This is a genomic window from Microbacterium sp. EYE_78, from assembly GCF_023149035.1.
Classification (GTDB): Bacteria; Actinomycetota; Actinomycetes; order Actinomycetales; family Microbacteriaceae; genus Microbacterium.
In genome coordinates, this window is sequence record NZ_JAHXMY010000002.1 from 671,904 (window position 1) to 691,946 (window position 20,043).

Annotated in this window: 21 protein-coding genes; 10 read left to right on the top strand and 11 right to left on the bottom strand. The window is 70.3% G+C overall.

Annotated elements, in window-relative coordinates:
- Positions 1 to 203 precede the first annotated feature (203 nt).
- From KZX17_RS10275 to ilvA, 3 genes are read left to right on the top strand one after another with little or no spacing between them, the layout of a single operon-like run.
- Complete coding sequence (locus KZX17_RS10275) at positions 204 to 770, top strand: LemA family protein (protein ID WP_248172876.1); 567 nt, start codon at positions 204 to 206, stop codon at positions 768 to 770.
- Positions 767 to 1,966: an AI-2E family transporter gene (locus KZX17_RS10280; protein ID WP_248174803.1), complete on the top strand. Its 1,200-nt coding sequence runs from the start codon at positions 767 to 769 to the stop codon at positions 1,964 to 1,966. Before KZX17_RS10275 ends, KZX17_RS10280 begins: the two co-directional genes overlap by 4 nt.
- 11 nt (positions 1,967 to 1,977) lie before the next feature.
- Positions 1,978 to 3,207, top strand: coding sequence for a threonine ammonia-lyase (gene ilvA, locus KZX17_RS10285; RefSeq protein ID WP_248174805.1), 1,230 nt, complete (start codon positions 1,978 to 1,980; stop codon positions 3,205 to 3,207).
- Positions 3,208 to 3,238: 31 nt separating this feature from the next.
- On the opposite strand, the gene greA is transcribed toward ilvA, so the two are convergent.
- Complete coding sequence (greA, locus tag KZX17_RS10290) at positions 3,239 to 3,718, bottom strand: transcription elongation factor GreA (RefSeq protein WP_248172878.1); 480 nt, start codon at positions 3,716 to 3,718, stop codon at positions 3,239 to 3,241.
- Positions 3,719 to 3,787: 69 nt separating this feature from the next.
- Positions 3,788 to 4,192, bottom strand: a complete 405-nt coding sequence (locus KZX17_RS10295) for a DUF4307 domain-containing protein (protein WP_248172879.1) — start codon at positions 4,190 to 4,192, stop codon at positions 3,788 to 3,790.
- Between the two features lie 60 nt (positions 4,193 to 4,252).
- Here KZX17_RS10295 and KZX17_RS10300 point away from each other — a divergent pair, with 60 nt between their 5' ends.
- Positions 4,253 to 4,549 (top strand): hypothetical protein, encoded by a 297-nt coding sequence (locus tag KZX17_RS10300; RefSeq protein ID WP_248172880.1) that lies wholly within the window; start codon positions 4,253 to 4,255, stop codon positions 4,547 to 4,549.
- On the opposite strand, the gene KZX17_RS10305 is transcribed toward KZX17_RS10300, so the two are convergent.
- Positions 4,521 to 5,228, bottom strand: coding sequence for a hemolysin III family protein (locus tag KZX17_RS10305; RefSeq protein WP_248174808.1), 708 nt, complete (start codon positions 5,226 to 5,228; stop codon positions 4,521 to 4,523). The genes KZX17_RS10300 and KZX17_RS10305 overlap by 29 nt on opposite strands.
- 118 nt (positions 5,229 to 5,346) lie before the next feature.
- On the opposite strand from KZX17_RS10305, the gene KZX17_RS10310 reads away from it, so the two are divergent.
- The 3 genes from KZX17_RS10310 to KZX17_RS10320 all read left to right on the top strand — a co-directional run bounded on the left by KZX17_RS10310 (position 5,347) and on the right by KZX17_RS10320 (position 8,862).
- Positions 5,347 to 6,132, top strand: coding sequence for an isoprenyl transferase (locus tag KZX17_RS10310; RefSeq protein WP_248172881.1), 786 nt, complete (start codon positions 5,347 to 5,349; stop codon positions 6,130 to 6,132).
- A gap of 42 nt (positions 6,133 to 6,174) precedes the next feature.
- Positions 6,175 to 7,329 carry an aminotransferase class V-fold PLP-dependent enzyme gene (locus tag KZX17_RS10315; protein ID WP_248172882.1) on the top strand — a complete coding sequence of 385 codons (1,155 nt, stop codon included), beginning with the start codon at positions 6,175 to 6,177 and terminating at the stop codon, positions 7,327 to 7,329.
- A 177-nt stretch (positions 7,330 to 7,506) separates the two neighbouring features.
- Entirely contained in the window at positions 7,507 to 8,862 is a 1,356-nt protein-coding gene (locus tag KZX17_RS10320; RefSeq protein ID WP_248172883.1) for a PhoH family protein, read from the top strand.
- Between the two features lie 57 nt (positions 8,863 to 8,919).
- Here KZX17_RS10320 and KZX17_RS10325 read toward each other — a convergent pair whose 3' ends face one another.
- From KZX17_RS10325 to xseA, 7 genes are read right to left on the bottom strand one after another with little or no spacing between them, the layout of a single operon-like run.
- Positions 8,920 to 9,576 carry a response regulator transcription factor gene (locus KZX17_RS10325; RefSeq protein ID WP_248172884.1) on the bottom strand — a complete coding sequence of 219 codons (657 nt, stop codon included), beginning with the start codon at positions 9,574 to 9,576 and terminating at the stop codon, positions 8,920 to 8,922.
- Entirely contained in the window at positions 9,573 to 10,553 is a 981-nt protein-coding gene (locus KZX17_RS10330) for a HAMP domain-containing sensor histidine kinase (protein ID WP_248172885.1), read from the bottom strand. Before KZX17_RS10330 ends, KZX17_RS10325 begins: the two co-directional genes overlap by 4 nt.
- Before the next feature lie 10 nt (positions 10,554 to 10,563).
- On the bottom strand, positions 10,564 to 11,961 hold the full coding sequence (locus tag KZX17_RS10335) for an aspartate ammonia-lyase (RefSeq protein ID WP_248172886.1): 1,398 nt from the start codon (positions 11,959 to 11,961) through the stop codon (positions 10,564 to 10,566).
- Between the two features lie 51 nt (positions 11,962 to 12,012).
- Positions 12,013 to 12,651, bottom strand: a complete 639-nt coding sequence (locus tag KZX17_RS10340; protein ID WP_282443640.1) for a carbonic anhydrase — start codon at positions 12,649 to 12,651, stop codon at positions 12,013 to 12,015.
- On the bottom strand, positions 12,648 to 13,274 hold the full coding sequence (locus KZX17_RS10345) for a DUF4245 family protein (RefSeq protein ID WP_248172888.1): 627 nt from the start codon (positions 13,272 to 13,274) through the stop codon (positions 12,648 to 12,650). The genes KZX17_RS10340 and KZX17_RS10345 overlap by 4 nt, the downstream gene beginning before the upstream one ends.
- On the bottom strand, positions 13,274 to 13,504 hold the full coding sequence (locus KZX17_RS10350) for an exodeoxyribonuclease VII small subunit (protein WP_248172889.1): 231 nt from the start codon (positions 13,502 to 13,504) through the stop codon (positions 13,274 to 13,276). Before KZX17_RS10350 ends, KZX17_RS10345 begins: the two co-directional genes overlap by 1 nt.
- Before the next feature lies 1 nt (position 13,505).
- Complete coding sequence (xseA, locus tag KZX17_RS10355) at positions 13,506 to 14,816, bottom strand: exodeoxyribonuclease VII large subunit (protein ID WP_248172892.1); 1,311 nt, start codon at positions 14,814 to 14,816, stop codon at positions 13,506 to 13,508.
- Between the two features lie 85 nt (positions 14,817 to 14,901).
- On the opposite strand from xseA, the gene KZX17_RS10360 reads away from it, so the two are divergent.
- From KZX17_RS10360 to KZX17_RS15205, 3 genes are all read left to right on the top strand, one after another.
- A complete protein-coding gene (locus tag KZX17_RS10360; protein ID WP_248174812.1) occupies positions 14,902 to 15,936 on the top strand; it encodes a 4-hydroxy-3-methylbut-2-enyl diphosphate reductase in 1,035 nt (344 codons plus the stop codon).
- Positions 15,933 to 16,460 (top strand): DUF6264 family protein, encoded by a 528-nt coding sequence (locus KZX17_RS10365; protein WP_248172895.1) that lies wholly within the window; start codon positions 15,933 to 15,935, stop codon positions 16,458 to 16,460. The genes KZX17_RS10360 and KZX17_RS10365 overlap by 4 nt, the downstream gene beginning before the upstream one ends.
- Positions 16,461 to 16,586: 126 nt before the next feature.
- Positions 16,587 to 18,920, top strand: a complete 2,334-nt coding sequence (locus KZX17_RS15205) for a peptidoglycan DD-metalloendopeptidase family protein (protein ID WP_308194580.1) — start codon at positions 16,587 to 16,589, stop codon at positions 18,918 to 18,920.
- A 63-nt stretch (positions 18,921 to 18,983) separates the two neighbouring features.
- Here KZX17_RS15205 and fbaA read toward each other — a convergent pair whose 3' ends face one another.
- Positions 18,984 to 20,015 (bottom strand): class II fructose-bisphosphate aldolase, encoded by a 1,032-nt coding sequence (gene fbaA, locus KZX17_RS10375; RefSeq protein ID WP_248172896.1) that lies wholly within the window; start codon positions 20,013 to 20,015, stop codon positions 18,984 to 18,986.
- Positions 20,016 to 20,043 lie beyond the last annotated feature (28 nt).

Below are 20,043 nucleotides of genomic sequence, written 5' to 3' on the forward strand. Positions count from 1 at the left end.
TGGTCGCGTGCGATCGGCAGCGTGCGCGAGACGGCGCCGAGGAGGCAGTGTGCGACGTCGACGGGTCGCGTCGAGGGGGCTTGCGGCGACATCTGCGTGACGGTAGGACTGCGCGCGGTGTGAGGCGTCTGGGAACACTGCGCCGAGGTCGTCGCGGGACGGGGCCGCATCGTTAGGATGATCAGGTTATCGATCGGAGTGTCATGGAATATCTCATCCCGGTCCTGATCGTCGTCGCCCTGTTGGTCGTCGTCGGCGTGTACCTCTGGGCCACCTACAACTCGCTCGTCTCCCTCGCTGTGCGCGTCGACGAGGCGTGGAGCGACATCACGGTGCAGCTCAAGCGACGGGCCGACCTGCTGCCGAATCTCATCGAGACGGTGAAGGGATACGCCGCGCATGAGAAGGCCGTGTTCGAGAACGTCACGCAGGCGAGGGCCGAGACCCTGAACGCCTCGACGCCCGCCGATGCCGGCGTCGCCGAAGGCCACATGCAACAGGCCCTGAAGTCCCTCTTCGCAGTCGCGGAGGCATACCCGCAACTGCAGGCGAGCCAGAACTTCCTCCAGCTGCAGCAGGCGGTGGTCGACACCGAGGACAAGATCCAGGCATCCCGCCGGTTCTACAACGGCGGCGTGCGCGAACTGAACACGAAGATCAAGGTCTTCCCGAACAACCTCTTCGCCCGCCGTCTCGGGTTCAGCGAGCGGGAGTTCTTCGAGGTCGTCGACGGCGCGGCCATCGCCGAGCCGCCGCGGATCCAGTTCTGAACGAGTCAGCGGGCGGGGGCGGGGAGCGCGCACGCGGCGGCTTCCTCGATGCGCTCCGACAGCGGACCGTCTCGACAGAGGGCTCCGCGGTCGTGCCGAGGGGCCTTCGGATCGCGACGGCCTACGCGTGGCGGTTCCTCGTGGTCGCCGCAGCCATCGCCGTCCTCGTCTGGGTGGTGATACAGCTCAAGCTGCTGATCATCCCCTTGCTGGCCGCGATCCTCGTCACCGCACTCGTCTGGCCCTTCTTCAGTCTGCTGCTGCGCGGGCGGGTGCCGCGCTGGGTCGCCGTGCTGCTGTCCATCGTCCTCACGCTCGTGATCGCCGGTGGTCTGCTCTGGCTCGCTATCTGGCAGATCAGCCTCCAGGCGGCCTCCGTGCGGGATCGCACCGTCGCCGCGCTGCAAGAGTTCCGCGACTACCTCATCCAGGGTCCCCTGCATCTCACCGGCGGCCAGATCGACTCGGCGATCGACCAGGTCTTCGACATCCTGCAGGAGCAGGCGCAGCTGCTCTGGTCGGGTGCGCTCGCGATCGGCTCGACGCTCGGGCACGTCGCGACCGGCATCCTGCTCACCCTCTTCATCCTCATCTGCACGCTGGCCGACGGCGGTGGCATCTGGCGATGGACGGTCCGTCTGTTCCCCACGCGCGCGCGTCACGCCGTCGACGGCGCCGGCCGTGCGGGATGGCGCACGGTCGTGAACTACGCGCGGACCCAGCTGCTCGTGGCGACGATCGACGCCGTCGGCATCGGGCTCGGCGCGTTCCTGCTCGGCGTCCCACTCGCCGCGCCCATCGGCGTGCTGGTGTTCCTCGGCGCCTTCGTGCCGTTCGTCGGCGCGGTGCTGACGGGCGCACTCGCGGTCTTCCTCGCCCTCGTCTACAACGGCCCGTTCATCGCGCTGTGGATGCTCATCATCGTCCTGGCCGTCCAGCAGGTCGAAGGGCACATCCTGCAGCCGCTGCTCATGGGTTCCGCGGTCAAGGTCCACCCGCTGGGCGTCGTCCTCGTCGTCGCCGGCGGGGCGATGGTCGCGGGGATCGCCGGCGCCGTCTTCGCGGTGCCGTTGGCGGCGTTCGTCAACGTCGTCTGGCTGTATCTGTCCAGGCGGGGGTGGGAGCAGCCGATGGATGCCGGCCCTGCCGACCTCATCTGGAGCACGGTGCCTCGCACCAGGAAGGGACGCTCGTGACGGAGGAGACGATGACGGTGCACCCGACGCTCGCCGAGTTCGAGGGGGCCGCGGCATTGTTGGCGGATGTGGCCGCCCGGACGCCCGTGGAGGACTCGGACTTCCTCTCCGGAGTCCTCGGCGCGCCGGTGCACCTGAAGCTCGAGAACCTGCAGCGCACAGGATCGTTCAAGATCCGCGGGGCGACCTACCGCCTGTCCCGGTTGACGGCGGAGGAACGCGCCCGCGGCGTCGTGGCGGCCTCGGCCGGGAACCACGCACAGGGCGTCGCCCTGGGGGCGCAGACCCTCGGCATCCCTGCGACCATCTTCATGCCGCTGGGTGTGCCCGTGCCCAAGCTCCTCGCGACGCGCGGGTACGGCGCGGACGTCGTCCTCGAGGGTGCGACCTTCGAGACGCCGCTGCGCCTCGCCCAGGAGTTCGCCGAGCGGACCGGCGCGGTCTTCATCCCGCCGTACGACCACCACGACGTGGTCATCGGGCAGGGCACCCTCGGCCTCGAGCTGATGGACCAGATCCCGGGACTCGAGACGGTGGTCGTCGGCATCGGCGGCGGGGGACTGGCCGCCGGCGTGGCCGCTGCCGTCAAGGCGCGCGCCGCCGCCGAGGGCCGCACGGTCAGGGTGATCGGTGTCCAGGCCGAGAATTCGGCCGGCTATCCGCCCTCGCTCGCCGCGGGGCATCCGATGGATGCCGACACCACGCCGACGATCGCCGACGGCATCGCCGTGAAGCGGCCGGGGGCCGTGCCGTTCGCCATCATCCGCGACCTCCTCGACGAGGTCGTGACCGTGAGCGACGACGACATCGCCCGTGCCATCCTGACGCTCATCGAACGCGCCAAGCAGGTCGTCGAACCGGCCGGCGCCGTGGGCGTCGCGGCGATCCTCACGGGGAAGGTGCGCTCGTCCGGTCCGACTGCGGCGATCCTGTCGGGAGGGAACATCGACCCGCTGCTGCTGCAGCGCGTGATCGCCCACGGGCTCGCGGCATCCGGCCGCTACATGACCCTGCAGATCCCGCTGCCGGATCGTCCGGGTCAGCTCGCACGCGTCTCGGAGCTGCTGTCGGTCGTCGGCGCGAACGTCATCGAGGTGCTCCACACCCGGCACGGCCAGGGGCTGCAGATCAGCGAGGTGATCCTGCAGCTCAGCGTGGAGACGCGGGGCGAGGAGCACCGGGCGCAGGTGCTGCAGATCCTGCAGGAGGCCGGCTACGCACCGCACGTGCTCCCGGATTGACCGGCCTGCTCTTTGCTGACCGGCCTGCTCTTTACTGGCCGGTGTAGGTCTCGACCTTGATGACCTCGACGGAGATCTCGCGTCCGTTCGGCGCGGTGTAGGTCGTCGTCGCGCCCTCGCGCAGACCGATGATCGCCTCGCCGAGCGGGGACGCCTCGCTGTAGACGTCGAGCTCGCTGTTCGCACCGATCTCGCGGTTGCCGAGCAGGAACCGCTCCTCGCCCCCCGCGACGGTGGCGGTGACCACGGTCCCCGGCCGCACGGTGCCGTCGGACTCGGGGGCTTCGCTGACCTTGGCCTCCTTGAGAAGCTGCTGGAGGGTGCGGATGCGGGCCTCCTGCTTGCCCTGCTCGTCCTTCGCGGCGTGATACCCGCCGTTCTCCTTCAGGTCGCCCTCTTCGCGAGCCGCCTCGATGCGCTTCGCGATCTCCTCGCGGCCCGTCGTCGAGAGCTCCTCGAGCTCGGCGGCGAGGCGGTCGTAGGCCTCCTGGGTCAGGAACGTCTCGGACACGTGATCTCCCGGGTTCGGTCGATGGATAAGCCGAACGCCCCGGCGATGCACCGGGGCGAAGCCCTCAGACTACGGGATCCAGCAGGAGCGGACCAAACCCGTGGTCGCTTCGGCGACGGTCGGGATCCGCTCCGTCAGCGAGCGCGTGTGGTCCGCGGATGCGGCGATCTCGACGACCTTCCAGCCGACGATGCCGTGCTCGGCATCCTGCGCCTCGAGCGCGCAGGCGATGTCGGTGTCGGGGGTCACCGACACCTGGAAGGTGACCTCGACAGCACGCTCGTCGACCAGGGCGAAGGCCGTCGTGTCGGCGTCGACGGAGTTGAGCGCGTTCGCGAGGGTCGACCACCCGAGGAGGGCGACGGCACCCACGGCGAGGACGCCCACGACCACCCAGCCGAGCATCCGACGACCGGTGCGACGACTGCGGCCGTACCGCTCCGCGAGCTTGCGGTCGACGTCGGTCAGGGTCATGCGGCATCCGATCTAGGCTGGAGTTCCAGGCTATGCGCTTCGGCTGAGGAATGAGGTCACATGCCCGATCTGCGATGGCTCGCCGTCACCCCGACGCCGACGCCCACGGCGCCGCCGCCGGAGAGCGTGACCCCTGGCATCGCGGGCTTCATCGGGATCGCCGTCGTCGCGGTCGTGGTGGTGCTGCTCGCCCTCGACATGCTGCGTCGCATCCGCCGTGCGCAGTACCGCGTCGACGTCAACGAACAGCTCGACGAGGAAGAGCGTGCGGGCCGCGAAGGCGACGGACCGGGGAAGTCCGGGCCCGACGACGGCGCCGCCGGAGACCTCAGCCCGGGATCCCCAACGAGGGGCTGAGCGGCTGCAGCGAGATCAGCAGACACGCGGTCCAGTGGCAGAGGAACGCCAGCACCGTGCAGACGTGGAAGATCTCGTGGAATCCGAAGTGGCCCGGCCACGGGTTGGGGCGCTTCAGCGCATAGATGACCGCCCCGGCGGTGTACAGCAGGCCGCCGACGATGACGAGCACCATCATGGCGACGCTCGCACGCAGCAGGTCGCCGAGGTACATGACGGCCGCCCACCCGAGCAGCAGGTACAGGGCGACGTAGAGCCAGCGCGGCGCATTGATCCAGAAGACGCGGAAGAGGATGCCGAGCAGCGCCCCCGACCAGACGAGGATCAACAGGAGCATGCCCTTGCCCGGGTCGAGGGCGAGCGTCGCGATCGGGGTGTACGTACCGGCGATCAGCAGCAGGATGTTGGCGTGATCGATGCGCTTGAGCACGATCTTCGTCCGCGGCCCCCAGTCGAAGCGGTGGTACAGCGCGGAGTTCCCGAACAGCAGCAGCGAGGTGGCCATGAAGACGGCCGCCGCCCACTTGCCCGGCGTGCCCTCGGCGAGGAGGATCAGCACGACACCCGCGGCGATGGCGACGGGGAACGTGCCGGCGTGGATCCAGCCGCGCCATGTCGGCCTGATCTCGGCCGCGCGCGCATCGACGGCCGCGGCCTCGAGGAGCGGCAGCTGGGGCATCTCCGAGCCGTCGGGTGCGGGGTCACGGGTCACGGGTCGAGCCTACGCGGCGGGCCATACCTGGCGACACATACGGCGTGCCGGTGTGGCTGGTGGGGGAGCGGGGTAGCGTAGGTCCGTGATCCGCGCCTCCGCCGCCCCGGGACGGGGCCTGCTGTACCGGCTCTACAGCTCCCGGCTGCGTCGCGAGATCGAGGCGCGCACCGTGCCGCACCACGTCGCGATGATGATCGACGGCAACCGCCGCTGGGCCCGACAGCTCGGCTACTCGACGGTGTCGCACGGTCACCGTGCGGGCGCGGCGAAGATGCACGAGTTCCTGCGCTGGTGCGACGAGCTCGGCATCCAGGTCGTCTCGCTCTACCTGCTCTCGACCGACAACCTCACCAAGCGCGACTCCCAGGAGCTCGAGGACCTGATCGAGATCATCGCCGACCTGGCGCAGACGCTCGCCCGCGAGCCGGGATGGCGCGTGCAGCACGTCGGTCGCCAGGACATCCTCCCCCCCGAGCTGGCCATGAGTCTGCGGACCGTCCAGGAGCGCACCCGCGAGAACGCCGGACTGCACGTGAACCTCGCGGTGGGATACGGCGGTCGAGGCGAGATCGTCGATGCGGTGCGGCGGATCATCTCCAAGCAGCGGGAGAGCGGCGGCACGCTCGAAGAGCTCGCCGAGAGCTTGACGCCCGAGCAGATCGGCGAGCACCTGTACACGGGTGGCCAGCCCGACCCCGATCTGGTCATCCGCACGTCGGGCGAGCAGCGGCTGAGCGACTTCCTGCTGTGGCAGTCCGCGCACAGCGAGTTCTACTTCGTCGAGGCGCTCGGTCCGGATCTGCGCGAGGTCGACTTCCTCCGCGCGATCCGCGATTTCGGCGACCGCGATCGCCGATTCGGCAGCTGAGCCCCATCCCGCTCGGGCGACCCGGCGTGGGAGGATGGATCGGTGGATGACCTCGACGCCTACCTCGCCTCCTTCGATGCGGAAGCCGGCTATCTGAACTGGGCGTCCTTCGGTCCGCTCTCGTCAGCGGTGCGCGAAGAGGCCCGCGCCGACGGCGAGCTGCTGGCGACGGGACGCACGGGAGGCCTCGACCTCGTCGACGCGCACGTCTCATCGGCGCGGGACGCGGTCGCCGAGCTGCTCGGCGCCGATGCCGCGGAGATCGTCCTGCAGCCGTCGACCGGCCAGGGCCTGCTCCACACGTTCTTCGCGATGTCGGGAACCGTCCTGCTCTCTCCGCAGGAGTATCCCTCGCTGACGGTGTCCGCGAGGCGGGCCGCCGACGCCCTCGGGCGCCTCGCGATCCGCGAACTCGATCCCGCGCTGCCTGCCGTGACCGCGGAGGCGGTGCGCGAGGCCCTCGACGACGAGGTGAACGCCGTGGCGGTCAGTCTCGTCGACTACCGCACCGGCTACGTCGCCGACCTGGAAGCCATCCGCGGCGTCATCGGCGATCGCCTCCTGATCGTCGACGGCATTCAGGGCATCGGTGTCGTCGACGCCGCGTGGGATGCCGCGGATGTCGTGGTCGGCAACGGCTACAAGTGGCTGCGGGCAGGCCGCGGAACCGGCTTCGCCAGGTTCTCCGCCCGCGCACTCGACCGTCTCGAGCCCGTCCTGTCGGGCGTCGAGGGGTCCGAGGGCGAACTGGGCGACATCGTCGTCTCGGGACCCCGCAGCGGTGCCGAGGCGTTCAGCGTGTCGCGTCCCGACGCCCTGGCTGCGGGTCGGCTCGCCGTCGCCGTGCGGGAGGTGACGGATGCCGGTGTCGCGACCGTCGCCGCAGCCGTCGCCGCGAATGCGGCCCGCGTCATGGAGATCGCCGATGCCCACGGCATCCCCGTCCTCACCGATCGCGAGCGGCACGCCGGGATCGTCACGCTCGCCCCCGACCCCCAGCTCGCGACGGCCATCGGGGTCGCCCTCGCCAACGCCGGTGTCACCGTGACCGTGCGCTCGGGCCTGGTGCGGGTCGCGCCGCACGCCGGGACCCGTGAGGACACCCTCGGCCTGCTCGGCGACGCGCTGGCGGAGGCGGTCGCCCGGATGCCCGTCCACCCCGGCACGGCGACGGGTCCGCTCGGCCTGGCCGACTGATTCCGAGAGTTCACGCGCCGGACACATCCCGCGGCGTGTCGAAGGCGCCACCGGTCGGATGAGCACCCTACGTTCGACCCAACGGGCAGAGCGCCCGTTCGAGTCGGCCTCTCACGACTCGTGACCCCAGGTCGACTCGTGACCGCCGGGTGGGTGCACCCGGGGCGGGAGTGGATCGTGGCCACACGAGCACCTGAGAAGCAGCGTCACATCGGCAAGTCCGCGGAGGCGGCCGAGGACCAGGATCTGCGCACGTACGTGCTGGACACCTCCGTCCTGCTGAGCGATCCGCGGGCCCTCTTCCGGTTCGCGGAGCATTCCGTCGTGCTGCCGGTCGTCGTCGTCACCGAGCTGGAACGCAAGCGTCACGACCCGGAGATCGGCTACTTCGCGCGCCAGGCGCTGCGCCACCTCGATGAGCTCCGCATCGAGCACGGTCGTCTCGACTTCCCCGTCCCCGTCGGCTCAGACGGAACCCTGCGCGTCGAGCTCACGAACACCGACCCCACCGTGCTGCCTGCCGGCATGCGGCTGGGTGACAACGACACCCGCATCCTCGCCGTCGCGATGCACCTCAGCCAGGAGGGTCAGGCGGTCACGGTCGTGTCGAAGGATCTGCCGATGCGCGTGAAAGCCGCCTCCCTCGGCCTGCACGCCGAGGAGTACCTCGCCGAGCAGGCCGTCGACTCGGGGTGGACCGGCATCGCATCCGTGGACCTCTCCGGCGACGAGGTCAGCGACCTCTACGACAGTGAGATCGGGCTCAGCGAGGACGTCCGGGGGCTGCCCGTCAACACGGGTCTCGTCATCCACTCCGAGCGGGGATCGGCGCTCGGTCGGGTCACCGGCGACGGGTCGTACAAGCTCGTCCGCGGTGACCGAGACGTCTTCGGTCTGCACGGACGGTCCGCCGAGCAGCGGATCGCCATCGACCTCCTGCTCGACCCCGAGGTCGGGATCGTGTCGCTCGGCGGCCGCGCCGGCACCGGTAAGTCGGCGCTCGCCCTATGCGCCGGCCTGCAGTCGGTGCTCGAGCAGCAACAGCAGAAGAAGATCATCGTCTTCCGCCCGCTGTTCGCCGTCGGCGGGCAGGAGCTCGGCTATCTGCCCGGTGACCAGCAGGAGAAGATGAACCCCTGGGGGCAGGCGGTCTTCGACACCCTCGGATCGGTCGTCTCGTCGAACGTCCTCGAGGAGGTCGTCGCGCGGGGGATGCTCGAGGTCATGCCGCTCACGCACATCCGCGGTCGTTCGCTCCACGACGCCTTCGTGATCGTCGATGAAGCGCAGTCGCTCGAGCGGAACGTCCTCCTCACCGTCCTCAGCCGCATCGGTCAGAACTCCCGCGTCGTGCTCACCCACGACGTCGGCCAGCGCGACAACCTCCGCGTCGGCCGGCACGACGGCATCGCGTCGGTGATCGAGACGCTGAAGGGGCACGACCTCTTCGGTCACGTCACGTTGGTCCGGTCCGAGCGCTCCGCCATCGCCGCCCTCGTCACCGACCTGCTGGAGGCGGGCGAGCTCAGCTGAGTCAGGCAATAGTCCGACGCCCCCGGCCGCCATGGCCGGGGGCGTCGCTGTTCGCGTTCAGTCCCAGCGATAGCCCTCGCCGCGCACGGTGGCGATGCGGTCGGGACCGAGCTTGGAGCGCAGGTAGCGCACGTACACGTCGACGACGTTCGACCCCGGGTCGAAGTCGAGCCCCCAGACGCGGCTGAGGAGGACCTCGCGCGTCAGCACTTCACCGGCGTGGCGGAGGAACTGCTCGGCGAGGGTGAACTCCCGCGCGGACAGGTCGACGTCGCGACCGTCGACCGTCGCGCGCCGGGCCAGGATGTCGAGGGTCACGGGGCCCCGGCTGAGGACGGTGGGTGCGCTGGCGGCGCTGTCACGCAGGCGCGAACGCACGCGCGCCATGAGCTCTGCCACGGCGAAGGGCTTCGGGACGTAGTCGCTCGCTCCGGCATCCAGGCCTTCGATCGTGTCGCTCGTGCCGCTGCGGGCCGTCAGCATGATCACCGGGGTGGTGTCGCCGGACCCGCGGAGCTCGCGCAGCACCTCGAAGCCGTCCATCGTGGGCAGACCGACGTCGAGCACGATGAGGTCGATGTCGCCCGCGAGCGCCAGCGCGAGGGCCTCGGGGCCGTCGTCGGCGCCGACCGCGTCGTAGCCCTCGGCATGGACGGCGCGCGAGACGAGCGACACGATGTGCGGCTCGTCGTCGACGATCAGGATGCGGGTCATTCAGTGGCCTCTCGCTGGAGGAGCACGTCGCCGGCGCGGATCGGGGACGGCAGTGCCCCCCGGGTGCCGATCGGTATCTCCAGGGTGAACGTAGCACCGCCGCCGGGGGTGTCCGCGACGGCGCAGTGTCCGCCGTGCGCCTTGGCGATCGCGTCCACGATCGCGAGCCCCAGTCCCGACCCGCCCACGTGTCGTTTCCCCGTGCCGCGATCGAAGCGGCGGAAGATGCGGTGGCGCACCGACGGGGGGATGCCGGGGCCGTGGTCGCGCACCCAGAGCTGCGCACCGGCCGCGTGCACGGCGCTGCCGATCTCGATCGCCGTCCCGGCGGGGGAGTACTTCGCCGCGTTGTCGGCGAGCTGGACCCAGGCCTGCAGCAAACGGTCTCCATCCGCTCGGATCACCGCGTCGGCGGACTGCTCGATGCGCCACGCATGGTCGCCGATGACCGCGACCATCTCGGCCACCCGCTGCGTGAGCGCGGCGGTGTCGACGTCCGCGTACGAGAGCTGCCCTCCCTCGACCGCCGCGAGCACGTCGATGTCGCCGATCAGCCGTGTCATCCGATCGAGCTCGGCCATCCCGAGGCTCCGGATCGCGTCGACGTCGGTCGGATCGGCGGCATCCATCATCTCGAGATGACCACGCACGATCGTGATCGGCGTCTTCAGCTCGTGACGGACGTCGTCGAGCAGCCGGCGCTGGTTCTCGTAGGCGCCTTCGGCGACGTCGCGGACGCGGCGGTCGGCGGAGCCCCGACGCTCCAGCAGGGCCCACCCGACCACGCCGACGCTCGTGAGCGTCACGGCGGCGGCGAGGACCCAGACCAGCAGCATCCATCCCGCCAGATCGGGAGCGCCCAGGAGCACGACGACGAGCGCCGCCGCACCGACGCCGACGAGGCCCGCCGCGGTGACCACGAGGAGGATCCCCAGGCCCGGCGTGCCCCGTCGCGGTGGTGCGGCGGCGCTGTTCACGCTCCGATTATCAACCAGGGTGGGTCATCGAGAGGAGGTCGAGCTTCTCGTCGAGCTGCTGCTCGGTCAGCTCGCCGCGTTCGACGTAGCCGAGGTCGATGACGGCATCGCGCACGGTGATGCCCTTGGCCACCGAGTGCTTGGCGATCTTGGCGGCGGCCTCGTAGCCGATGAGCTTGTTGAGGGGCGTCACGATCGACGGGGACATCCCGGCGTACGCGGCGGCGCGCTCGACGTTGGCCTCGAGTCCCGACACCGTCTTGTCGGCGAGCACGCGCATCGCGTTCGAGAGCAGGCGGATGGACTCCAGCAGCGCCGTGCCCATGACGGGGATCGCGACGTTGAGCTCGAACGAGCCGGATGCGCCGGCCCATGCGACGGTCGCGTCGTTGCCGATTACGCGGGCGGCGACCATGAGGGTCGCCTCCGGGACGACCGGGTTCACCTTGCCGGGCATGATCGAGGATCCCGGCTGCAGGTCGGGGATGTGCAGCTCTCCGAGTCCGGTGTTCGGCCCCGAGCCCATCCAGCGGATGTCGTTGTTGATCTTGGTGAGCGAGACGGCGATGGTGCGGAGGGCTCCGGATGCCTCGACGAGGCCGTCGCGGTTCGCCTGCGCCTCGAAGTGGTCCTTCGCCTCGGTGATGGGGAGCTCGGTCTCGGAGGCGAGGATCTCGATCACCTTCTGCGGGAAGCCGAGCGGCGTGTTGATGCCGGTGCCGACCGCGGTGCCGCCGAGGGGCACCTCGCCCACGCGGGGGAGGACCGACTGGACGCGCTCGATGCCGAGGCGGATCTGCCGGGCGTAGCCGCCGAACTCCTGTCCCAGGGTGACCGGAGTGGCATCCATCAGGTGGGTGCGGCCGCTCTTGACGACGCTCTTCCACGCGTCCGCCTTCTCCTCGAGGGCCACGGCGAGGTGGTCGAGGGCGGGGATCAGGTCGTCGATCAGCGCCTGCGTGACGGCGATGTGCACCGAGGTGGGGAAGACGTCGTTCGAGGACTGCGATGCGTTGACGTGGTCGTTCGGGTGCACGGTGGCTCCGAGCTTGCGCGTCGCGAGGGTCGCGAGCACCTCGTTCATGTTCATGTTCGAGGAGGTGCCCGAGCCGGTCTGGTAGGTGTCGACCGGGAAGTGGACGTCGTAGGCGCCGGTGGCGACCTCGTCCGCGGCCCAGGCGATCGCGTCCGCGACGTCGCCGTCGAGGGTGCCCAGGTCCTTGTTCGCGAGCGCTGCAGCCTTCTTGATGCGGGCGAGCGCGGCGATCTGCGTCGATTCCAGGCCCGAGCCCGAGATGGGGAAGTTCTCGACGGCGCGCTGGGTCTGCGCGGCGTACAGCGCGTCCTTCGGCACGCGCACCTCGCCCATCGTGTCGTGCTCGATGCGGTACTCGGTCGGCTCAGTCATGTTCGTTCACGTCCTCGTTCCAGGTGACTGTCTTGCGGTTTCGATGGTGACTCAGGATGCGTCGCCGACGACGACGTCGGCGATCGCGGTGCCGTCGGCGAGACGGTAATTGGCGCCGACGATCGCGACGCGACCGTCGGCCACGGCCTCGCTGATCAGCTCGGAGGCGCGGAGGATGCCCGCGACCGTGTCGCGCAGGTGCTCGCGACCGACCTCCTCGGCGTCGACGGTCGCCGAGGAGGCACCCTGGTTGCCCTTGAGGACCCGTCGGACGGCCGGGACGATGGGCGCGACCTGGCGCCAGATGTTCGCCGGCAGCGCGGGGGCATCGGCTCCGGTGGAGTCGATGGCGGCGCGCACCGCGCCGCATTCGTCGTGGCCGAGCACGACGATGAGCGGCACGTTCAGCACTGCGACCGCGTATTCGAGGCTGCCGATGACCGAATCGGACACGACCTGACCGGCGTTGCGGATGACGAAGAGGTCGCCGAGGCCCTCGTCGAAGATGATCTCCGCCGCCAGACGCGAATCCGAGCAGCCGAACAGTGCGGCCGTCGGGCGCTGCGCGTGCGCGAGCTCGTGGCGGCGCTCCGCGTCCTGACGGGGGTGACGGGGCTCGCCGGCGACGAAACGCCGATTCCCCTCCAACATCGAAGTCCAGACGTCGGCGGGGGTCGGGGTCGCGCTCAACGGAGCTCCTCTCGCAGGGTGCGGATCTGGTCGCCGAGGTCCTCGGCGACGGTGTCGGCGGCGCTTCGCGACGTCGACTCGGACAGCGCGATGATGACGACGTCGTCTCCGATCGTCGTCGAGAGCGCGTAGTCGATCGTGTCGGCCGGGCGGGCGAGGTCGTAGACGTCCCATTCGACGCCGTCGATCTCGGTGGTGCCGGTGGGGGCGTACCCGCCCAGCTGGCGGGATGCCCATCCGTCGGGTGCGTCGAAGGTCTGCGTGATCTCGACGTAGCCCTGCGCGGGAGCGAACACGACCCGCCACTCGCCGCCGTCCACCTGCGCGGAGTTCGCGCGCCACGATTCCGGCGTCTCGGGGACGATGACGGCGTGCCCCGCGGTCTCCGCCGCGGCAGCGGCCGCCGCCGGGATGTCGGCCTCGGGGGTGTCGGCGGGTGTCCCGCGCGGCACGCCCAGGTAGATGACGGCGACGATGCCGACGCAGACGATCATCGCCGCGATCAGGTTGCGGAACGTCTTGCTCGAGCGATACCGCTGCGATGACTCCGCTTTCCGCGCGGCCGTCTCCTCGGGCGTCTCCGGTCGACCGAGCTCGGCGACGACCCGCTGGTGACGCGCCATCAGGACGCGGTCGTCTCTGCGCCGCGCGCGTCGTCGAGGCGGCGCTTGGCGCCCAGCAGCCATTCTTCGCACCTGGCGGCGAGGGCCTCGCCTCGGGTCCACAGCGCCAGCGACTCCTCGAGGGTGGGGGACCCCTGCTCGAGTTTCGCGACCACCTGGACGAGCTCGTCGCGGGCCTGTTCGAACGTGAGGGTCGACAGGTCGCCCGTGTCGCTGCTCATGGCGTCCATCCTAGTTCGGGTCGGCGACGGCATCCGTCCCCGGATGCGGGTCCGCGGACTCGGCGAGCACTCCTTCCGAGCGGGCCGCGAACGAGCCCCGGGCCACGGTGACGACGACCTCCGCGCCGGGTCCCGCCTGCGCGGCGTCGCGCACGATGGTGCCGCCCGGCAGATGCGCGATGGCGTACCCGCGGTCGAGGGTCGCGCCGGGGGAGAGGGCGCGCAGCGAGGCCCGCAGCTCCGCCGTCGTCCGTGCCGCGGCATCCCAGCGTCTCCGCACGATCTCCCGTCCCCGCGACGCGAGGGTCCACACCTCCTGCGCCCGCCCGGTCAGCAGCGCCTCGGGGTCGCGCAGCACCGGCCGCGAGCGGAGCTGGTCGAGGTTCGCGATGTCGTGGGCCACGCGCTGCGTCAGGCGGGTGCGCGCGCGACTGCGCAGCTGCTGCACCAGGGCCCGCTGCTCGGACACATCCGGGACGACGCGTTTGGCGGCATCGGTGGGGGTCGAGGCGCGGAGGTCTGCCACGTCGTCGAGCAGCGGGTGATCGTTCTCGTGCCCGATCGCCGAGACGACGGGGGTGGATGCCGCGGCCACCGCGCGCAGCAGCCGCTCGTCACTGAACCCGAGGAGCGTCTGGGGGTCGCCGCCGCCGCGGGCGATGATGATCACATCGACCTCCGGATCCGCGTCGAGGGTGCGCAGCGCGGCGATCGTCTCCGGGACGCATCGATCGCCCTGGACGGCGGCGTTGATGGTCCGGAACCGCACGTGCGGCCACCGCAGCTCGGCGTTGCGGTGCACGTCCTTCTCGGCGTCGCTGCGCTCACCGGTGATCAACCCGATGGCGTGCGGCAGGAAGGGGATGGGCTTCTTCCGCGACGGGTCGAACAGTCCCTCCGCCCGCAGGGTCGCGCGCAGACGCTCGAGGCGCTCCAGCTGGTCGCCGAGACCGGTGTGCCGCATCGCCGAGACGGTGAAGGTGAAATCGCCCGTCTTGACGAAGTAGTCGGCCTTCACGCAGGCGACGACGCGGTCGCCGACCTTCAGATCGTCAGGTGTCCGCTGGAGCGTCGACGACCACATGCGGAACGACAGCATGCCGTCGCCCCCGGCATCCTTCAGGCGTCCGAAGACGTGGCCGCCGCGGAGATTCCAGGCGGTGATCTCGCCCTCCACCCACACCGACCCCCATTTCTGGACGAAGTCGCGGATGGTGTCGTTCAGCCGCGACACCGAGGTCGGCGTGTCGGGCGAGGAGTCACGCGGATGCACGGCGTCCGGGGGTGGTGTGGCGCCGGGGGCCGTCTGGAAACTCGTCACGGACACCCATCTTCGTCCATACGTCCCACACCCAGGCGAGGCTTCCTAGAATCGAGGGGTGACCTCACCTGCCGTCTCGCTGCCGATGCCCCGGATCCCGGGTGCCCGCGCGCGCCTCGTCGACCGTCCCGTCCAGGGTTCCAAGCGCGTCCTGGTGGCGGCCCCGCGGGGCTACTGCGCGGGCGTCGATCGTGCGGTGGTCGCCGTGGAGAAGGCGCTCGAGCGCTACGGTGCGCCGGTCTACGTGCGCAAGCAGATCGTCCACAACATCCACGTCGTGACCGAGCTCGAAGCCCAGGGTGCGATCTTCGTCGAGGAGGTGGACGAGGTCCCCGAGGGGGCGCACGTCGTCTTCAGCGCGCACGGCGTCTCGCCGGCCGTCGTGAACGCCGCCGCCGACCGCGGGCTGCAGGCGATCGACGCGACCTGCCCGCTCGTGACGAAGGTGCACCGCGAGGCCGTCCGATTCGCACGCGACGACTTCGAGATCCTCCTGATCGGTCACGACGGACACGAAGAGGTCGAGGGGACTGCCGGTGAGGCCCCCGATCACGTGACGGTGGTCAACTCGCCCGAGGAGGCGGACACCGTCGAGGTGAAGGATCCCGACAAGGTGGTGTGGCTGTCGCAGACGACCCTGTCCGTCGACGAGACGATGGACACCGTCCGCCGCCTCCGCGAGCGGTTCCCGAACCTGCAGGATCCGCCGTCGGACGACATCTGCTACGCGACCCAGAACCGTCAGGTGGCGATCAAGAAGGTCGCGAAGGATGCCGACCTCGTCATCGTCGTGGGCTCGGCGAACTCGTCCAACAGCGTCCGCCTCGTCGAGGTCGCCCTCGAGTACGGTGCCAAGGCGGCCTACCGGGTGGACTACGCCTACGAGATCCAGCAGGAGTGGCTCGACGGGGTGGAGACCGTGGGGGTCACCTCCGGTGCGTCCGTTCCGGAGGTGCTCGTCCAAGAGGTCCTCGCCGATCTCGCGGGGGCCGGCTACGCAGACGTCGCCGAGGTGAAGACGGCCGAGGAGGACCTGATGTTCTCCCTTCCGAAGGAGCTGCGCCAGGACATCTCGGGCCGCCGCGACGATCGTGCGCTCGGGGGGCGGTCGCGCTCGTGAACGATCCTCGGCCGCAGCCGCAGTACGGGGAGTACGCCACCCCCGAGCAGCAGCGAGCCGCGATCCGGCAGCCCTCGCCCGAGCCGGCACCGACGGCATCCGTCGAACACCCGCACCCGCCGACCGCGCCGGCGACCACGGTGGCCGCTCGGCCGACGCGCCTGGCGGACCGCATCATCACCGTTGCCCTCCTGGCCTATGGCCTCGTCACGGTCGTGGGCGCCATCCCGCAGCTCATCGACTTCTCCGCGTTCGCGGAGGACTGGATGCGGGTGGCAGGGATCGACGGCACGTTCACCAACACGGCGCAGGGACGGCTCTGGGGCGGCATCGGCGCGGCGGTCTTCGCCGGGGGATGGCTCCTGACGGCCGCGCTGTCGTGGTGGTCGCTGTCGCGGCGACGCCTGACGTGGTGGATCCCCCTCGTCGGCGCGATCGTGACCTTCCTGATCGCCAGCTTCTGCCTCGTCGTCCCGCTGGTCGGCGATCCCGGCGTGGCCGCCCACTTCGGCGCGGGAGGCTGAGGCTCCGCCCGACACGGTTGTTGGATGAGGGATCTCTCACCTGGTATTTTGGCGCTGTTGCGCGGAGATCCCTCGCGCGCGTCTTCGGAGAGGGACCACGTGCCGCGCTCATCATCCGCTCGTCGTGTGCAGATCGCATCGTTCGTCTCAGCGATCGCGCTGATCCTGAGCGGTGTCGCCATGCCCGCGGTGGCCGCGACACCCACGCCGTCAGCGACGACGCCGGCGGGCGCGTCGACGGCGACTCCGACCCCGACCCCGACGGCCACCCCGTCGCCGACCGTGACCGCGTCGCCCAGTCCTGCGCCGTCGCCCACGGTGCCGCTGCGCTTCACGACCGTTCCGCGACCCACCATCGCCGGCACCCCGGGGTTCGGGAAGACGCTGACAGCGGTGCCGGGGACGTGGAAGCCAGCCGCGAGCCTCACGTACCAATGGCGTGTCAACGGTGCCGCCGTCCAGGGAGCCACCTCCCGGACATGGCGATTGCCGGCATCGGCCGTCGGCCACCGGGTCACCGTCACCGTGACAGGCGCACGCAGTGGGTACGCGACGACCCACACCACCTCGACACCCACGGCGGCCGTGGCGGCATCCACACTCCGTCGCGGTTCCTGGTCGATCGCGGGCGAACGCACGATCGGCCAGAAGCTGACCGTGAAGGTGACCGGATGGGCCCCCTCGCCCGTCGAGCTCCGGTACACCTGGCTTCGCAGTGGCGTCGCCATTCCCGGAGCCAAAGGGGCGACGTACATCCCGACCGGCACGGACCTCGGCAAGGCGCTCTCGGTCCGGGTAGCGGTGCTCAAAGCCGGCTACACCACCGTCCGGCTGCGTTCGAAGTCGTTCTCCGTCGGGCTGCCCCTCACCGGGGCGCCCGTCCCCACCGTCTCGGGGACCGCCGCCGTCGGGAAGACCCTCCGCGCAACCGCCGGCGCCTGGACGCCGGCGCCGGTCGACCTCCGGTACCAATGGCTTCGCGGCGGCCGTCCGATCAGCGGAGCCACCAAGCCCACGTACCTCCTCACCCCGGCGGACGGCGGCGCGAAGATCGCCGTGCGCGTGTCCGGGTCCAAACGCAGCTACACGACCGTCCAGCGGACGAGCGTCCCGGTCTCCGTCCCCCGTGTGCTGTCCGTTCCGGCCAAGGTGGCTCTGACGGGTACCGCCTCCGTGGGCGCGACCTTGACCGCGGCTCCCGGCACCTGGGGTCCCGGCGACGTCGCGATGTCCTACCAGTGGCTGCGTGACGGGAAGGCGATCGCCGGAGCGACCGCTCGGACCTATCGGCTCGTCACATCGGACGCCCTCGCAGATGTGTCCGTCCGGGTGACGGGACGGAAAACGGGGTACACGACGGTGTCCCGCACCTCGTCGGCTGTCGGCGTGCTCTACGCGTTCACGTCGTCACCCGTCCCGACCCTCTCGGGCACCGCTCAGGCCGGGCGTGTCCTCACCGCGAAGGTCGGGTCGTGGAAGCCGACATCGGCGAACCTGCGTACACAGTGGCGGGTGGACGGCGCGCCCGTCGCGGGCGCCGTCGGGACCACATGGGAGGTTCCGACCTGGGCCGCCGGCCGCTCGGTCACCTTCACCGTGACCGCCACGCAGAAGGACTATCGGTCGGTGACGAGAACGACTGCGCCTCTGCGCATCTCGTGGTCACTCGGGACCTCCGTCCTCCCCGGCACGTCGTTGCGCGCCGGGGTGACGATCACCTCGCCCGACGGTCGGCACGCGTTCGGCCTGCTCGGCGACGGCAACGTGGCGCTGACGCAGCAGCAGCGTCTCGTCCGCACGTCGAGGACGACCGGCAAGCTGGACGGACTCCTTCAGTTCACCGGCGACGGAGAGCTCGTGCTGCTCGATGAGGACGACGCCTCCGTCTGGTCCACCAGGACGGCCGGCCTCGGCGCGACAGCGCTCACCCTCGGCGACGACGGTGTCCTGCGCCTCCTCGACCATGAAGGCGGCGAGATCTGGACGAGCGACCTCATGGAGTCCGCCGTCGAGTCCACCGCGGCCGCCGCATCCGTCCCCGGGCGCTACGGCTGGGCATATCCGATCCGCCCGAATGGGTCATTCACCACGTACGCCGGCCACAGCGGCGACGACATCGCCGCGCCGACGGGGACGCCCGTCTACGCGATGCGGGGCGGAACCGTAAGCGTCCGTGAGATCTGGATCACGTCCGGCTGTCCCTCGTGGGCGCCGAACCGGACGAAGCAGAAGGAGGTCGTCATCACCTCCACCATCGACGGCACACGGTTCGTGCAGGTGTACGCGCACCTGAGCGCGTTCTCGGTCAAGACGGGGCAGACCGTCAAGGCAGGCCAGCGCATCGGGTCGGTGGGTTCGACGGGATGCTCGACCGGGCCGCATCTGCACACCGCGTTCACCGTGGACGGCGAACGGTACGCGCTCTACCCGCGCGACGTGCTGGGCACTGCGTCCTACTGATCCAGAGGACGAAACGGCAGAGGCCCCGATCTCGGATCGGGGCCTCTGCCGTTGCCGGTGGGATCAGACGCCGAGCGACTTGCCGGCCGAGCCGAGCTGCTGGGTCGCCTCGACGACGCGCTGGGCCATCGCGGACTCGGCGATCTTGCCCCAGGCGCGGGGGTCGTACTGCTTCTTGTTGCCGACCTCGCCGTCGACCTTGAGGACGCCTTCGTAGTTCTGGAACATGAAGCCCGCGATGGAGCGGGTGAAGGCGTACTGGGTGTCGGTGTCGATGTTCATCTTCACGACGCCGTTGCCGACCGCCGTGGCGATCTCGTCGTCGGTCGAGCCGCTGCCGCCGTGGAAGACCAGGTCGAGGGGCTTCGGTCCCGTGCCGAAGTGCGCGGCGATGCCCTCCTGGATCTCGCCGAGGAGCTCAGGGCGGAGCTTCACGCCACCGGGCTTGTAGACGCCGTGGACGTTGCCGAAGGTGAGGGCCGAGATGTAGCGGCCGTTCTCACCCAGGCCGAGCGCCTCGACGGCCTTCGTGACGTCGGCGACGGTGGTGTACAGCGCGTCGTTGGAGCCCTCGTGCTGGACGCCGTCCTCTTCGCCGCCCACGACGCCGACCTCGATCTCGAGGATGGCGTTGATGTTCTTCATCCGGGGGAGCAGATCCTTCGCGATCTCGATGTTCTCATCGAGCGGCACAGCGGAGCCGTCCCACATGTGCGACTGGAAGATCGGGTTGCGGCCCGCCTTGACCTCTTCCTCGGATGCCTCGATGAGGGGCAGCACGAATCCGGGGAGCGCGTCCTTCGGGCAGTGGTCGGTGTGCAGCGCGACGGTGATCGGGTAATTCTTCGCGACCTCCGTGACGTACTTCGCGAAGGCGAGGGCGCCGGTGGCGCGACCCTTCACGGTGTGACCGGCGAAGTAGTCCGCACCGCCGGTCGTGACCTGGAGGATGCCGTCGGAGCCGGCCTCGGTCAGGCCCTGCAGCACGGCGTTGATGGTCTGCGAGCTCGACACGTTGATCGCGGGGTAGGCGAAGCCGCCTGCCTTCGCGCGGTCCAGCATGTCGGCGTACTGGTCGGGGGATGCGACGGGCATCTGAGCTCCTCGGGACGTGAGTGGGACA

Bases quoted from the DNA above. Each gene is read 5' to 3' on its own strand.
- KZX17_RS10275 (WP_248172876.1), top strand. From the start codon at position 204: ATGGAATATCTCATCCCGGTCCTGATCGTCGTCGCCCTGTTGGTCGTC.
- ilvA (WP_248174805.1), top strand. From the start codon at position 1,978: ATGACGGTGCACCCGACGCTCGCCGAGTTCGAGGGGGCCGCGGCATTG.
- KZX17_RS10295 (WP_248172879.1), bottom strand. From the start codon at position 4,192: ATGACCCTGACCGACGTCGACCGCAAGCTCGCGGAGCGGTACGGCCGC.
- KZX17_RS10300 (WP_248172880.1), top strand. From the start codon at position 4,253: ATGCCCGATCTGCGATGGCTCGCCGTCACCCCGACGCCGACGCCCACG.
- KZX17_RS10305 (WP_248174808.1), bottom strand. From the start codon at position 5,228: ATGCCCCAGCTGCCGCTCCTCGAGGCCGCGGCCGTCGATGCGCGCGCG.
- KZX17_RS10325 (WP_248172884.1), bottom strand. From the start codon at position 9,576: ATGACCCGCATCCTGATCGTCGACGACGAGCCGCACATCGTGTCGCTC.
- KZX17_RS10335 (WP_248172886.1), bottom strand. From the start codon at position 11,961: ATGACTGAGCCGACCGAGTACCGCATCGAGCACGACACGATGGGCGAG.
- KZX17_RS10345 (WP_248172888.1), bottom strand. From the start codon at position 13,274: ATGGCGCGTCACCAGCGGGTCGTCGCCGAGCTCGGTCGACCGGAGACG.
- KZX17_RS10350 (WP_248172889.1), bottom strand. From the start codon at position 13,504: ATGGACGCCATGAGCAGCGACACGGGCGACCTGTCGACCCTCACGTTC.
- KZX17_RS10360 (WP_248174812.1), top strand. From the start codon at position 14,902: ATGCCCCGGATCCCGGGTGCCCGCGCGCGCCTCGTCGACCGTCCCGTC.
- fbaA (WP_248172896.1), bottom strand. From the start codon at position 20,015: ATGCCCGTCGCATCCCCCGACCAGTACGCCGACATGCTGGACCGCGCG.